Here is a 14,207-nt window from a genome sequence, read left to right as displayed (position 1 = left end):
GTCAACCCGTCGTGAACAGGCTCAGTCCATCAGGCCGTCGATCAGATTCGTGACGGTTTCGACGGCTCCGTCCTCTTCCAGTGCGGCGAACCGGTCGCGTGCCTGCTCGGCCGCCGCCAGGGCCTCTCCGGTCCGCGAGAGCCCGGCGAGGATCCTGGCCTGGTCGTAGAGGGCGACGGCCAGCTCGAAGGGCTCGTCGATCCGCTCCAGGGCGGCGACGGCCCGCTGGGAGGTCTCCAGGGCGGGCGAGCCCGACCAGAACAGCGACAGCGCTGCCCTGCGCAGGGCGATCGCGGAGGCCGCCGGGTCGTCGGGCAGGTAGCGGTCGGAGGCCAGCGCGAAGGATCGTGCCGCCTCGTCGTCGCGGTCGAGTTCCTCCAGCAGGCGCCCGGCCATGTCGGCGGCCCTGGCCGACTGCCACGGGTTGTCGTACTCCTCGACCAGCGCCTGGAAGTCGGCGAGCGCGCCCGCCTGGTCGCCGAGCATCCGCAGCGCGTGGGCGCGCACCCAGCGGGCCTGGCAGCGGGGTTCTGCGGCGGCCGGCTCCAGCAGGGCCAGGGCTTCCTCCGCGGTGACCGCGGCCTCGCTCGGCCGGTCGGCGGCCAGGTAGGCCGCGGCCAGGTCGGCGCGCAGGTGCGTGGCGGCCTGCCGCTCGCCCAGGGCGGTGAAGGCGGCCACCGCCTCGACGAGGTCGTCGACGGCCTCGGCAGCCCTGCCCACCTCGACCAGCACCTCGCCGCGCCCGGCGTGGGCCATGGCGCGCAGTTCGGGCTCGATCCGCTGGCTCAGGACCTCGGCGTAGGCGCCCAGCAGGTCGTCGAGCGGGCCGCCGTGGTGGCGGATGAGCTGGGCATGCATCAGCGAGGCCCTGGCAAGCTGCCCCGTCTGACCCTCGGCCCGCAGCGCCGCCCTGGCCGGGCCGATGAGCTCCAGGGCACGCTCCGGTTCGACCATCCGCGCCAGCAGGGCCAGCGATTCTCCGTCGTCGTGGCCCTCCAGCAGCGCGACCGCCTCGTCGAGGCGTCCCGCGCGGGCGTAGGCCTGCGCGAGCCGTCCCCGGGAGGCCGCGCGCTGGCGCGGGGTGCCGTGCTCGACGAGGTAGGCGTGCGACGACTCGACGAGCGGCAGGCCCTCCTCGCTCAGCAGCCCGAGCCGGCCGAGCGACGACTGGGCGAGCGCGGGGTCGGCGTGCAGCTCGGCGGCCTTGCGCCAGTGCCGCTCCGCCGTCTCCAGGTCGCCCTGGACGGCTGCCGCCAGCCCGAGCCCGTCGAGGCGGTCGGCGTTGAGCTCGCCGCCCACCTGGTCGTAGCGCTCCCAGGCGGCGAAGGCGGCGGGCAGGTCGCCCAGCCGCCAGGCCCGCGTCGCCAGCTCCAGCAGCTCCTCGGGCGAGTGGCCCGCCGGTGCGACCACGGGCGGGGGCGGCGTGACCCGGCGGGCGTGCGGCACCAGCGGCACGTAGTCGGCCAGCGGTTCGCGCGCCAGCCTCTCGCGCAGCCCGTCGCCGACCCCGGTGGTGCCGTTGCGCGCGTCGAAGCGGTCCGCCAGCGCGAAGGCCCGCCGCTCCAGCCGGTCGCGCAGCTCGGAGACGGTCGTGCCGCCGACGGCGGCGAGCCCCTGGCCCAGTGACTCCAGGCGGCCGAGCAGCAGGGCCGCGCACGCCGAGAAGGACAGCTCGGAGTACGGCGAGGGCGGACGCTCCAGCAGCGGCAGCTCGCGCTGGAGGATCTCCAGCCCCCGGCTCTCGTTGCCGGACAGGGCGCAGAACTCCAGATGCCGCCCGATCTCCAGCAGGTGGTGCACGTGGCCGGCGATGATCCGGTAGGCGCGCAGGTGGGCCGCGGCCGCCTCGGCGTGGCGTCCGGTGCGCAGGTACGGCAGCAGCAGCTCGGTGAGGATGTCCTGCGGCTGCTCGGTGCAGGTCAGCGCGCCCGACAGCACCGGCCCCGCCAGCGCCACCGCCTCCTCGTCGCGCCCGGTCCAGGCCAGGTGGGCGACCTGGCCGGTCGGGTCGCACCCGGCGCAGTCGCTGAGCTCGTCGCGCGGGGTGGTGACCCAGCGCCGGTAGCACTCCTCGGCCGCCTCCCGGTCGCCCAGGTGCCTGGCCAGGTAGGCGCGCTGGGCGTGCACGGCGTGCAGGCCGTGACCGGCCTCGCTGTAGCGGCGCTCCATGTCGTCGAGCACGTCGAGCGAGCGCTTCAGCGGGATCTCGGGGAAGCTGCGGGTGTCGCCGGCGATCCACTTGAAGTGCCACAGCAGGGTGTCGTAGAGGCCTTCTGCGTAGAGGCCGGGGTCGGCGTCGCGGGCGGCCACGTTGCGGGAGAAGACCGCGAACGACTTGCCCGGCTCGCCGCCGTGCTGGTAGGCGCCGGTCAGCTGGAGGCGGGTGAAGAAGAGCAGCTCGGGGTCGCCCTCCGCCTCGGCCTCCTTGACGGCGCGCTCCAGCAGGATGGCCTTGGCCTCGCCGTACGGCAGCTCGCGTGCCTGCTCGAGGAGATCGTGCGCGGACATGTCACTTCACCGCCCAGTCGAGGAGGCCGAGGAACGAACGGTTCAGCGCCGCGGTGTCGGCGGCGCGCAGGGGGTGGTGGCCGTGCAGCAGCGCCATGCCGTACAGGGCCTCGACCGCGGTGGCGGCCAGGGCGGGGTCCACGGCGCAGATGCGGCGCACCAGCGGGTTGCGGTGGTTGAGCACCAGGCGGGGCCGCTCGGCGGTGCGCTCCAGGGCGCCCAGCACGTCGGCCCACAGGTCGTCGGCCTCCTCGCGGGCCTCGCGCAGGCGCGCCTGGTGCTCGGCGGCGCGGCTGGTGAGGTAGAGCGCGGGCAGCGAGGCCGGGTCGAACTCCCGCAGGACCGGCTCGCAGCCCAGCGGCTCCAGGGCCTTGGCGGCGGCCTGCAGGAAGGGGCGGGCGGCCAGTTCGGCGGCGGGATCCACCGGGCCCAGGTGGGTGGCCAGTTCGGCGGGGTCGAGCCTGGCGATGCGCGCGTCGAGGCGTTCGAGCCGCTCGATGATGTCGCTGTCGTAGACGTAGCCGCCGTTGACCAGGCCCACACCCTGCGCCTGCGACACGGCCGCGAGCTGGCGGAACTCGTCGACGCTCGCGGTGAAGCGGCCGCGCGGGTGGCGGGTGCGGAACTGGGCGAGCGTCATCGGCCCGTCGCTGGTCTCGAACTCCAGCCACCGGTCCACCAGGCCGAGCAGGTCGTCGTCGTGGACGGCCAGCGCCTTGACGCTCAGGGCGTGCAGGCGCAGGAACGCGCGCAGCGCCTCGGGATCGGTCTCGGCCAGCCGGACGAGCCAGGCGCGCAGCTGGCCGCCGAGCTCCTCGCGCACGTGCTCCAGCAGGTCGTCCTCGTAGAGGGCCTCGCGGCTGGCGGTCGGGCGCAGCTCGCCCGCGTCGACGACGCAGCGGGCGAAGAACGCCCACTCGGGCAGCAGTCCCTCGGCGCGCTCGGTGAGCAGCATGCGCTTGAGGTAGACGCGGTGGGTGGTGCGGGTGCCCGGCCCGGCGGTGCTGGGCAGGATGAACGCCACACCGCTCAGCCCGGCGCCGGGCACGTCCAGGTCGAGCACGTCGAAGGGGGTGAAGCCGAACGTGCGCCTGCCGTACTCCAGGAGCCGTTCGCGCCGCTCGACCGGGCTGCGGCCGTCGGCGGCCCAGGGCAGGTCGGGCTCGGTGGTGCGGCGGCCGTTGACGGTGACCTCGATCGGCAGCAGCTGGCCGTAGAGCGTGGCCAGCTCGACGACCGTGCGCTCGGCGACCCACTCGGCGGCGTCCGGCCTGGTCCTGAGCGTGACCGTGGTGCCGGGTTCCGCCCGGTGCCGTACGGCCGGCGCGACGGTGTAAGTGCCGTCGTCGCGGCCGGTCCAGCCGACGGTCTCCCCGGAGTGGACCGAGCGGGTCTCCACGTGGATCTCGTCGGCGACGAGGAAGCCCGACAGCAGGCCGATGCCGAACTGCCCGAGGAACTCGTGGCGGGCGAAGCCCAGCTCGTCTCGCTTGGAGGAGCGGCCGATGGTGGCCAGCAGGGTGTGCACCTCGGCCTCGGTCAGGCCGATGCCGGTGTCGTGGACCCGGATGCCCTCGCCGTCGACCTCGATGGCCACCCGCGCCGGCGCGCTCGCGTCGTGCGCGCGCCGGGCGGTGATCGCGTCGGCCCCGTTCTGCAGGAGTTCGCGCAGGTAGACGCGAGGGCTGGAGTACAGGTGGCGGCTCAGGAGGTCGACCACTCCGCGCAGGTCGACTTGGAAGGCGTTCTCCACCCGCAGCACCATAGTTCACATAAGAGACAAATGCCCACACAATTGATCAGCACCCGTGAACAGCACACCCGTGAGCCCGGCCCGGTTGGCGCCCTCCACGTTGTCGGCGCGGTCGTCGATGAAGACGATGTCCTTGGTGCCCAGCTCCGCCGCCACGTGCTCGAAGATCTCCAGATCGGGTTTGACCATGCCGAGGCGGCCGCTGTAGAAGCGGCGCTCGATCGCGGCGATCCACGGCAGCCGGTCCCAGCCGTCGGCGGTCGAGGCGGGCGCGTTCGACAGCAGGCCCACGCTGGTGCCGCGGTCCTGCAGCTCGCGCAGGATGGCCAGGGTGCCCTCGTTGGGGGTCGACCAGGCGGCGATGTCGAGCTCCACCAGACGCTCCACCTCGTCGTCGTCGACGTCGCGGTCGAGGGTGTGGCTCCAGTACTCCCACGAGTCGAGGTCGCCGCGGTCGTAGTCGAGGCGGCGCCGCCAGTAGGCCTCGTGGAAACGATCGGGTTCGAGGCCGGTGTGCCCGATCAGGGGCCACAGGTCGGCGTCGGCGGAGATGACGTTGCCGTAGTCGAAGACGATCCAGGTCATGCCACGTATGGTCGCAGAAACTCGGTGAGCACTCCGCAGCCCAGGTACTTCTCGACCGTGTGGAAGTCGAGCCAGTCGAGGTTGACCAGCTGCTCGGTGTCCACGCCGGTGAAGCAGCCGGCCAGCTGGGGCGGGATGGCGGCGATGTCGTGGCGGTCGGCGATGTTCACCCAGCGCTTCACGCCCTTGGGGCGGCTGCCCCTGCCGTTGACGGGGGCGGGCAGCAGGCGCTCGAAGACCACGTTGCGCATGCCGAGGGGACTGCCCAGGGTGATGAGAAGATCGACTTCGAGGTCGGGGTTGGCCCACAGGGTCTCGTAGGCGACGACGCTGCCGAGGGAGTGGGCGATCACGACCTTGGGCCGGTTCTTCCGGATGACGTGGGCGACGGTCTCCTGGCACTTCGTGCGCTTGTCCGGATCGGTGAGATAGGTCGCCACCTCCGGGACGAACCGCATCGCGAACGTCACCGCGCGGGGCTTCTGCAGCACCCACCCGGTGATCCCCGCCAGGATCGCGGTCAGGTGCTCGCCCCAACCGGCCTGCCTGGCCCAGCCGGCGAAGAACTGCCGGGTGCCGGCGTCCATCTTCTCCGGGGCCGGCTCGTCCTGGTCGTCGGGGCCGGTGTGCAGCAGGTGGGCGTAGTAGGCGACCTCGGAGACGTAGGTGCCGCGCGCGCTCTTGAGGCAGGGGTGCAGGTAGCGGTCCCACTTGAGCCGCATCGCCTCCGCCGCGCCTTCCGCGGAATGACCCGCGGCCCGGTAGTACTTGTACTTACCGATCCCGTGCACACCGACGATGGCCCCCACAGCCACTCCCCTCACTGACGTGTGCCTGGATCCTGACACTCGCCGATTGCAGCCCGCTTAACACGAAATTTCGTTGCACGGCGGGTATGTCATCCAAGTACGGTGGCATCCGCTCTGAGAACCCCGGGAGGGAGGAACCCCCATGCCAGGCCCGCTGATCGTCAACGACTCGGTCGTCATCCCCGACACCGAGCTCGTCTGGCGTTTCTCCCGCTCGTCAGGACCCGGCGGCCAGGGGGTCAACACCACCGACAGCCGGGTGGAGCTCTCCTTCGACGTCGCGGCCACCACGGCGCTGAGCGACGCGCTGAAGGAGCGCGCCCTGTCCCGGCTCGGCTCGCCGGTGATCACGATCGCCGCCTCGGAGTTCCGCTCCCAGCTGCGCAACCGCGCCGCCGCCCAGGAACGCCTGGCGCAGCGGCTGCGCGAGGCCATCGCCCCGCCGCCCAAGCGCCGCCGGCCCACCAAGCCCAGCAAGGGTTCGGTCGAGCGGCGGCTGGCGGCCAAGAAGCAGCGCTCGGCGCTCAAGCGGCTGCGCCGCGAGGACTGAGGCCGTTCCTGATCGCCTCAGGCGGGTAGTCGGACAGTCCTGTCCCCCGGGCGATACCGGCGGACGCCCGACTCCTGGCTGGAGAGGTCATGACAACACCTCGGGCACGGATCGAAAGAACGCCGCTGCAGATGGCCGCCCTCGTGGTGGGCGCGGTCTTCCTGCTCGTCGGCGTGCTGGGCTTCATCCCTGGCATCACCACGAACTACGACGACCTGCACGCCGCCGGGCACCAGTCCGACGCGATGCTGCTCGGCATCTTCCAGGTGTCCATCCTGCACAACATCGTCCACCTGCTGTTCGGCGTCGCCGGGATCTTCCTGGCCCGCACCTGGTCGGGCGCGCGGGGTTTCCTGCTCGGCGGCGGGGCGATCTACGTCGTCCTGTGGCTGTACGGCATGCTCGTCTCGCAGAACAGCGACGCCAACTTCGTCCCGGTCAACACCGCCGACGACTGGCTCCACCTGGTGCTGGGCGCCGGGATGATCGGCCTGGCACTGGCGCTGAGCAGGCGCAGGTCCACCGTACGGTAAGCCGGAAAGCCCAAACCCCACCTTTTTGGGTCTTTTCCCTCTGACCAAAGCGTCGGACTCTCGGTTCAGGCACGCGGCAACGCCGTTGGCACCCCCTATGCCGCGTGCCGAGGAGGGTCACGTGAGACGCCGACTGATCGTCGTGCTGGCCGCGCTGCTGGGACTGACGTGCCTGAGCGGGATCCCGCCGTCGGGCGCGACAGCCGAACCGCCGGCCAACAAGCAGTACCGCGTGGAGGGCCCGGCCAACCCGCAGGCCCGAACCGCGGTGGCCCGCACTGGGGCCTCGATCGACGAGGTGGACGCCGCCTCGGTCGTGGTGACCGCGACGGCCGAGGAGTTAGCGGCCATCAAACGCCTGGGCTACAAGGTCACCGAGCTGCCCCGATTAGCGCAGACGCTGGACTTCCCGCCCGCCGACTCGGCCTACCACAACTACGCGGAGATGACCGCGAACATCAACGCGCTGGTGGCGGCCAAGCCGTCCATCGTCAGCAAGACCTCGTACGGCACCAGCTACCAGGGCCGCGATCTGATCCTCATCAAGATCAGCGACAACGTCGGCACCGACGAGAACGAGCCCGAGGTGCTGTTCACCGCCCACCAGCACGCCCGTGAGCACCTGACCGTGGAGATGGCGCTCTACCTGATGCACCTGCTGGCCGACAACTACGGCACCGACAGCCGCATCACCAACCTGGTCAACAGCCGCGAGATCTGGATCATGCCGGACCTCAACCCCGACGGCGGCGAGTACGACATCGCCTCGGGCTCCTACCGGTCCTGGCGCAAGAACCGCCAGCCCAACGCGGGCTCCACCGCGATCGGCACCGACATGAACCGCAACTGGGCCTACAACTGGGGCTGCTGCGGCGGCTCCTCCGGCTCCACCTCCAGCGAGACCTATCGCGGGCCGTCGGCCGAGTCGGCGCCCGAGGTCGCGGCGGCGGCCAACTGGGTGCGCAGCCGGGTGATCGGCGGCACCCAGCAGCTCAAGTCGCACATCGACTGGCACACCTACGGCGAGCTGATCCTGTGGCCGTACGGGTTCACCTACAACGACACCGCGCCGGGGCTGACCCAGGACGACCGCGACGCCCACGCCACGCTGGGCCAGAACATGGCCTCGACCAACAACTACACCCCGCAGCAGGCCAGCGACCTGTACATCACCGACGGCACCATCGACGACTGGATGTGGGGCGCCTACAAGATCTTCTCCTACACCTTCGAGATGTACCCGACCGGCGCGGGCGGCGGCGGCTTCTACCCGCCCGACGAGGTGATCGGCCCGCAGACCACCCGCAACAGGGAGGCGGTGCTGCGCTTCCTGGAGTACTCCGACTGCGTCTACCGCATCATCGGCAAGGAGGCGCAGTACTGCGGCGGCACCCCGGGCACCACGGTCTACCAGGACACCTTCGAGACGGCCACCGGCTGGACCGTCCAGTCCGGCACCGCCACCACGGGCCTGTGGGAGCGCGGCGACCCCGCGCAGACCAGCTCCAGCGGCGTCAAGCAGCTCGGCACCACCGTGTCCGGCGTCAACGACCTGGTCACGGGCAGGCTGGCGGGAGCCGCGGCGGGTGACCACGACATCGACGGCGGCGTCACGGCCATCCAGTCACCGGGCATCACGCTGCCGGCGACCGGCACGCTGACGTTGTCGCTGTCGTGGTACCTGGCGCACGGCTCCAACTCCTCCAGCGCCGACTACTTCCGTGTCCTGGTCAACGGCACCAACGTCTTCCAGCAGCTCGGCGCGGCCACCAACCGCAACGGCGCGTGGAGCGTGGCCAGCGTGAACCTGTCGGCGTACGCGGGGCAGACCGTCACCATCCGCATCGAGGCCGCCGACGCCTCGACCGCCTCGCTCGTGGAGGCGGGCGTCGACGATGTGAAGATCGTCCAGAGCTAGCGTCTGAAGATCAGCACCAGCACCCGCAGGACCAGGATGGAGCTGATCACCAGCAGGAAGTAGCCGATCAGCTCGTACAACCGCATGGTGTGCTGGATGACGAACGGCCCGCCGTCGGTGCTCAGGAGGATCACCCCCATGAGCCCGGCGGTGGCGCCGAGCACGGTCAGCAGCACCTGGTGCAGCAGGTGGGTGACGAAGCGGCGGTCGCGCTCGTCGCCGAGCAGGCGCATGTTCATCGACAGCCGCCCGTGCTCGGCGGCACTGGCGATGCGCTCCAGGCGCCGCGGCAGGCGCCTGATCATCGGCAGCAGCGCGGCCACCTCGCCGGTCAGCGTCTCCTTGATCGCCTGCGGCTCCATGGCCGCGGACAGGTAGCCTCCGGCGAACGCGCGCGCCTCCTCGACCAGGTTGAAGCCGGGAGCCAGGTGCACCAGCGTGCCCTCCAGCGTCGCCAGGGCGCGGAAGACCGCGGCGACCTCGGGCGGGATCGACAGCCCGTACGCCGTGACGATCCTGAACAGGTCGGTGAACATCGAGGCGGAGTTGAGCCCGGCGCCCAGGTGCCTGGCCATGAACTGGCCCAGCGCCCGCTCCAGGGCGGCCTCGTCGATCTCCTCGGGCCGCGGCACGATCTCCAGCAGCGCGTCGGTCACCGCCAGCGGGTCCTGCTTGTTCATCGCCAGCAGGAAACGCTGCAGCGCGGCCCTGACCGACGCGTCGAGCCTGCCCACCGAGCCGAAGTCCAGCAGGCCGAGGGTGCCGTCGTCGAGCAGCATGATGTTGCCGGGATGCGGGTCGGCGTGGAAGACGCCGTCCATGAGGATCTGGCGCAGGAGGCAGTCGAGCAGGTCGCGGGCCAGGGCGGGCCGTACCGGCGCCTGGGCCAGCGAGGTGCCGCGCAGGCGCTGCATGACCAGCACGCGCTCGGTGCAGTGGCGGCCGAACGGCGAGGGGTAGGTGACCGGCCCCGCCGGGGCGGCGGCGACCGCCGCCATGTTGGCCGCCTCGATGCGGAAGTCGAGCTCCTCGCGGATGGCCACCGCGAACCCCTCGGCCAGGTCGCGCAGCCCCAGCGAGCGCCCCCACCTGGTGCGGGTCTCCAGGGTGGCGGCCAGGCGCCTGACGATGTCGAGGTCCTTGGCCACGACCGCGCGGATGCCCGGCCGCTGCACCTTGACCACGACCTCCTCGCCCGTCGGCAGCGTGGCGGTGTAGACCTGGGCGATGGAGGCCGCGGCCAGCGGCACCTTGTCGAAGCTCGCGAACACCTCCTCGACGGGCGCTCCGAGCTCCTCCAGCAGCACCTTCTCGATCTGCTCCCAGGGCGCGGGGGTGACCTTGTCCTGCAGCTTGCCCAGTTCCTCGACGAACTCGGCGGGCAGCAGGTCGCGGCGGGTCGACAGGACCTGGCCGAGCTTGACGAAGGTGACCCCGGCGTCGTCGAGGGCCTGCCTGAGCGATCCGGCGAGCCGTACCCAGCCGGTCCTGTCGTCGACCCGGTCGCCGCGGCCGCGCAGGTACGGGCCCAGGCCGTTCCTGACGGCGATCCTGGTGATCTGGGAGTAGCGCCTGCCGCGCGAGATCCTGCCGCGCAGCGACCGCACGAACTCCACGGGCCCAGGCACCGAACCCGGCGGCACCAGCACCTCCGCGACGACGAGGACGACCATCGGGATCAGCGCCAGGCACATGACGAGCAGCAGGAAGATCCAGACGGCTCCGATGCCCGGCTCGGGGTACTGGCCGGTGGCCGGGTCGTGCGCCGGCATCGCGCCCAGCGATCCCATGATCGGCTCGATCGCCATGCCCGATAGCGCGAAGGCGACCAGCGTGGCGATGACGATCCTGGTCAGGCCGAACTTGACGCCGAGCAGCCGCTGCGTCGCCGTGGCGACCACGGCGACGATCACCACCCACGTCACGAGGAAGGCCAGGAAGCCGAGGGGAGAATCGATCATCACAGGCCTACCCTAGGCTGTTGTGCATGCGGCCCAGCGTCCGTGGTGTCCTCTTCGACTCCGATGACCGATTGATCATCTTCAAGCGCATCGTGCCCGACCGCGACGTCTACTACACCGTGCCCGGCGGCCATGTGGAGCCGTCCGACGCCTCGCTGGAGGCCACGCTCCACCGCGAGATGATGGAGGAGCTCGGCGCGGTCGTCGGCCACCTCGTCCCGCTGGTCAGACTCACCTATCCGTGGCGCGGGCGCACCAAGACCCAGCACGTCTACGGCTGCCGCCTGGTGTCGATGGACCCCGCGCTCCGTCATGGGCCGGAGTTCGACGACCCCTCACGCGGCGTCTACGAGGTGGTGCGGCTGGAGCCCCGGCCGGAGGAGATCACCTCGCGCCACATCGTGCCCGAGGCGCTCGGCTCCTACCTGGCCGAGCACATCCGCTCGCTGCCCGTCCTCGTCACTCGCGGCGGTCCTCCATCTCCCACAGGTGATCGATGACGTGCCAGACGACGCGCCGCACGGCATAGCGGGGCGCCCACTTGAACTCCCCCTCCTTCTCGTAGACGCGCGCCAGCTCCGCGCGCATGGCGTCGCGGTCGGCCTCCGACTTGTACGGCCGGTGCCTGATGCCCACGTTCCTGGCGTAGTTGCGCTCGGCCTCCGTCACGTGCGCGACCATCTTGGTGCGGTCGCGGCCCCCGCCCCTGGGCCCCTTGCGCAGTTCCTCCGGGCTGGCCGCGACGGCTTCGTCGAACACCTCCCAGGCGGCCCGCATCAGCTTGACGTCGCGCTCGGCGAGCTCCTTGGGCACCGGCTCCAGGTCGGCCGGCGCCTGCTTCTCTGGCGCGCCGAAGTCGGTGGTCGCGCCGCCGTCGATCGTCGCGACCACGGTGGGCTCTCGGGAGTCGAAGGCGACGCCGGCCCGGTCGGCGATGATCCGGTAACGCTCGGTGTAGTCGACGAGGCGGGCGATGGCCAGCTTGTCCGTCTTATCGACCCTGCACCAGCCGGGCCAGTCCAGAGAGCAGGCGAACACGCGCTTCTTGCCCTGCTCCAGATAGATCCTGTGCATGGATCCAGCGTGACAGGTGAACCTGCCAGCTTCTGTCAGGTTTCGGCCAGCATCTCGGCGAACCTGTCGGCCAGCTCCATCAGCCCTCGCAGCTCCGGTGCCGAGCGCAGGACGTGGAAGCCGTGGCGGCGGCCGTGGAAGGCGGCCTGGACCGCGTGGAACTGCACCCACCGCCGCACCCTGGCCGGGTCGAGCCCGGCGGCCTCGGCGAAGACGTCCATCGCGCGCCGCATCGCCTTCGCCGGGTCGTCGGCGGCCACGAAGGCCATCGCCTGCGCCTTGAGCAGGGATCCGGCGTCGTAGGCCGGGTCTCCCGCGTAGCCCTTGGGGTCGACGGCCAGCCACGGCTCGCGCTCGGCGCCGAGGATGTTGCCCCCGTGCAGGTCGCCGTGGACGAGCGTGTCCGGCTGGTCGCGGCCGAGCTCGCGCGCCGTCGCCCTGGCCGCGTCGACCACCCGGCGCGGCATGGTGTGCTCCAGCTCGGCGGCGTCCCTGCCGAGCTGGTCCTCCCACTCGTCCGCGCGCCCGGCGAGCCTCGGCAGCCCGGGCGGCGCCGCGACGGCCAGGCGGCGGCTGATCCGCCCGGCGACGGTCATCACCTCGTCGAGGTCGGGGTTCTCGGCCAGCGTCGTGGACGACGCCCGTTCCAGCAGCATGGCGAACCGCGCGTCGTCGCGCTCGTGGAGCCGTACGGCGCCGCGGCCCTCCCACGCGGCGAACGCGTCGGGCTCGTGCACGTTGCCAGGGTGCGGGAACGACACCTTCAGCACCGCCCGCTCCGCCGCCCTGGACACCGGGACGATCACGCCGACGCCCCCGTGCACGACCCGGCCGTCACGCTCGCAGCCCCACCGCTCCAGCAGGTCCTCGACGATCGCGGGCAGCTCCGCGAGCCAGTCCGCGCCCGCCCGGCCCTCCCGCTCGACGGTGCCGCGGGCGAACCTCTCCGGAATCTCGCTCATCCCCGCACCCTAGCCAGATCGCGAGCTTCAGCCGTCGTTCGCGGGCCGTTCACCGTACCGACCCGCGCGTGATCGGTTGCCGCGCCATCCTGGCTGCCCATGCGCACCCTCCTCGCGGCGGCGCTCACCGTGACCGCGCTCACGGCCGCTCCCGCCGCCACCCACGCCGACCCCCTCCCCTCAGCGACCCCGGCCGTCGAGACGCCCGCGCTGTTCGACGACGAGAAGGGCGGCAACGCCAACGGCGACGACCCGGCGATCTGGGTCAACCCGGCCGACGACGCCAGGAGCCTCGTGATCGCCACCGCCAAGGAAGGCGGGCTGTACGTCTACGACCTCGACGGCAAGCAGCTCCAGCACATCCCGGCGCCGGCCGCGCCAGGCGGCGACGACGAGCCCGGCCGCTTCAACAACGTCGACCTCGTGCACCGCTTCGGCGGGCGCGACCTGGCCGTCGTCTCCGACCGCGGGCGCGACCAGCTGCGCTTCTACGCCATCGACCCGGCCACCCGGGCGCTGACCGACGTGACCGACCCCGCCGTGCCGTACCTGTTCAACAAGACGCAGGCGCAGGTGAACGAGGCGGAGACCGGGTACGGCGTGGCCACCTGGCAGGACCGCACCGGCACCTACGCCCTGGTCAGCCGCCGCCACGAGACACGGCTCGGGCTGTTCAAGCTCACCGTCTCGGGCGGCAAGGTCTCCTACCGCCGGGTGCGCACGCTCGACCTGCCCGCGTCGTTCACGATGCCCGACGGCAGCACCTGGACCCCCTGCGGAGAGCCCGGCGAGAAGGCGCAGGTCGAGGGCATGGTCGTCGACCAGGGACGCGACGTGCTCTACGCCGCGCAGGAGGACGTCGGCATCTGGCGGCTCAAGGCCGACCTGACCGGCGAGCCGGAGCTGATCGACACCGTCCGTGAGTACGGCAGGCAGGACACCTTCGACGCCGAGACCGAGGAGTGCCTGCCGGGCCAGGACCGCGGCTTCGGCGGCACGCGCCTGTCGGCCGACGCGGAAGGCCTGACCATCTGGTACGGCAAGGGCGGAACCGGATACCTGCTGGCCTCCAGCCAGGGCGACAACACCTTCGCCGTCTACACCCGCGAGGGGCGCAACCGCCACCTCGGCTCCTTCGCCGTCGGCGCGGGCTCCGGCGTGGACGCCGTGCAGCACAGCGACGGGGCGATGGTGGTCAACCAGCCGGTCGGCCGCTTCAAGCACGGGCTGCTCGTCGTGCACGACGGCGAGAACACCCCCGCCGACGGCGAGCGGGAGAACACCAACTTCAAGTTCGTCCCGTGGGAGCGGGTGCCGCTGCCCGCCCGATAACCCTTGGAAACCCGATAACCCTTGGAAAACTGTCGGCGCCGACTGGTAGAAACCAGGTTCGAATCAGCCGACGCGTTCCGGGGGTGTCCTGTGGGTGGTTCCGAGTTCTCGGTCGCGGGGGCGCGCCCCCACACGCGCGGCCCCGGCCCGGGGGTTTTGTGGGAAAAGCCCCCCCCCCCCCCTCCGCGCCCGGCGGTGCAGGGGGGGGGGGGGGGGTTTTAC

At 71.7% G+C, this 14,207-nt stretch carries 12 protein-coding genes; 5 read left to right on the top strand and 7 right to left on the bottom strand.

Features of this window, described 5'->3' with window-relative positions:
- Window positions 1-21: 21 nt before the first annotated feature.
- The 4 genes from ACIBH1_RS28550 to ACIBH1_RS28535 are packed head-to-tail and all read right to left on the bottom strand — an operon-like array spanning window position 22 to window position 5,655.
- Window positions 22-2,508 carry a hypothetical protein gene (locus ACIBH1_RS28550; protein ID WP_397317025.1) on the bottom strand — a complete coding sequence of 829 codons (2,487 nt, stop codon included), beginning with the start codon at window positions 2,506-2,508 and terminating at the stop codon, window positions 22-24.
- A 1-nt stretch (window position 2,509) separates the two neighbouring features.
- Window positions 2,510-4,261: an HSP90 family protein gene (locus ACIBH1_RS28545; RefSeq protein WP_397317024.1), complete on the bottom strand. Its 1,752-nt coding sequence runs from the start codon at window positions 4,259-4,261 to the stop codon at window positions 2,510-2,512.
- 15 nt (window positions 4,262-4,276) lie between these two features.
- On the bottom strand, window positions 4,277-4,846 hold the full coding sequence (locus ACIBH1_RS28540; protein ID WP_397317023.1) for an HAD-IA family hydrolase: 570 nt from the start codon (window positions 4,844-4,846) through the stop codon (window positions 4,277-4,279).
- Window positions 4,843-5,655 carry a hypothetical protein gene (locus ACIBH1_RS28535; RefSeq protein ID WP_397317022.1) on the bottom strand — a complete coding sequence of 271 codons (813 nt, stop codon included), beginning with the start codon at window positions 5,653-5,655 and terminating at the stop codon, window positions 4,843-4,845. Before ACIBH1_RS28535 ends, ACIBH1_RS28540 begins: the two co-directional genes overlap by 4 nt.
- Before the next feature lie 142 nt (window positions 5,656-5,797).
- Here ACIBH1_RS28535 and arfB point away from each other — a divergent pair, with 142 nt between their 5' ends.
- The 3 genes from arfB to ACIBH1_RS28520 all read left to right on the top strand — a co-directional run bounded on the left by arfB (window position 5,798) and on the right by ACIBH1_RS28520 (window position 8,656).
- On the top strand, window positions 5,798-6,205 hold the full coding sequence (arfB, locus tag ACIBH1_RS28530) for an alternative ribosome rescue aminoacyl-tRNA hydrolase ArfB (protein ID WP_397317021.1): 408 nt from the start codon (window positions 5,798-5,800) through the stop codon (window positions 6,203-6,205).
- An 89-nt stretch (window positions 6,206-6,294) separates the two neighbouring features.
- The gene (locus ACIBH1_RS28525; protein WP_397317020.1) at window positions 6,295-6,738 is read left to right on the top strand and encodes a DUF4383 domain-containing protein; all 444 of its coding nucleotides are present in this window, start codon (window positions 6,295-6,297) and stop codon (window positions 6,736-6,738) included.
- Window positions 6,739-6,859: 121 nt separating this feature from the next.
- Entirely contained in the window at window positions 6,860-8,656 is a 1,797-nt protein-coding gene (locus ACIBH1_RS28520; protein WP_397317019.1) for a M14 family zinc carboxypeptidase, read from the top strand.
- On the opposite strand, the gene ACIBH1_RS28515 is transcribed toward ACIBH1_RS28520, so the two are convergent.
- Window positions 8,653-10,617 (bottom strand): ABC1 kinase family protein, encoded by a 1,965-nt coding sequence (locus tag ACIBH1_RS28515; protein WP_397317018.1) that lies wholly within the window; start codon window positions 10,615-10,617, stop codon window positions 8,653-8,655. The genes ACIBH1_RS28520 and ACIBH1_RS28515 overlap by 4 nt on opposite strands.
- A gap of 26 nt (window positions 10,618-10,643) precedes the next feature.
- On the opposite strand from ACIBH1_RS28515, the gene ACIBH1_RS28510 reads away from it, so the two are divergent.
- Complete coding sequence (locus ACIBH1_RS28510) at window positions 10,644-11,117, top strand: NUDIX domain-containing protein (RefSeq protein ID WP_397317017.1); 474 nt, start codon at window positions 10,644-10,646, stop codon at window positions 11,115-11,117.
- Here the strand turns inward: ACIBH1_RS28510 and ACIBH1_RS28505 are convergent.
- Together ACIBH1_RS28505 and ACIBH1_RS28500 are read right to left on the bottom strand one after the other, a co-directional pair.
- Entirely contained in the window at window positions 11,077-11,691 is a 615-nt protein-coding gene (locus ACIBH1_RS28505; protein ID WP_397317016.1) for a hypothetical protein, read from the bottom strand. The two genes, ACIBH1_RS28510 and ACIBH1_RS28505, sit on opposite strands and share 41 nt — an antisense overlap.
- 35 nt (window positions 11,692-11,726) lie before the next feature.
- Window positions 11,727-12,653 (bottom strand): aminoglycoside phosphotransferase family protein, encoded by a 927-nt coding sequence (locus tag ACIBH1_RS28500; protein WP_397317015.1) that lies wholly within the window; start codon window positions 12,651-12,653, stop codon window positions 11,727-11,729.
- Between the two features lie 99 nt (window positions 12,654-12,752).
- Between ACIBH1_RS28500 and ACIBH1_RS28495 the strand changes: the two genes are divergently transcribed.
- Window positions 12,753-13,985 (top strand): phytase, encoded by a 1,233-nt coding sequence (locus tag ACIBH1_RS28495; protein ID WP_397317014.1) that lies wholly within the window; start codon window positions 12,753-12,755, stop codon window positions 13,983-13,985.
- The last annotated feature ends 222 nt before the right edge of the window (window positions 13,986-14,207 follow it).

Origin of the sequence: Nonomuraea sp. NPDC050663, assembly GCF_044456985.1 — a bacterium.
Lineage (GTDB): Bacteria > Actinomycetota > Actinomycetes > Streptosporangiales > Streptosporangiaceae > Nonomuraea.
The sequence above is the reverse complement of the archived record's forward strand: the minus strand, read 5'-3'. Positions and strand labels throughout refer to the sequence as shown.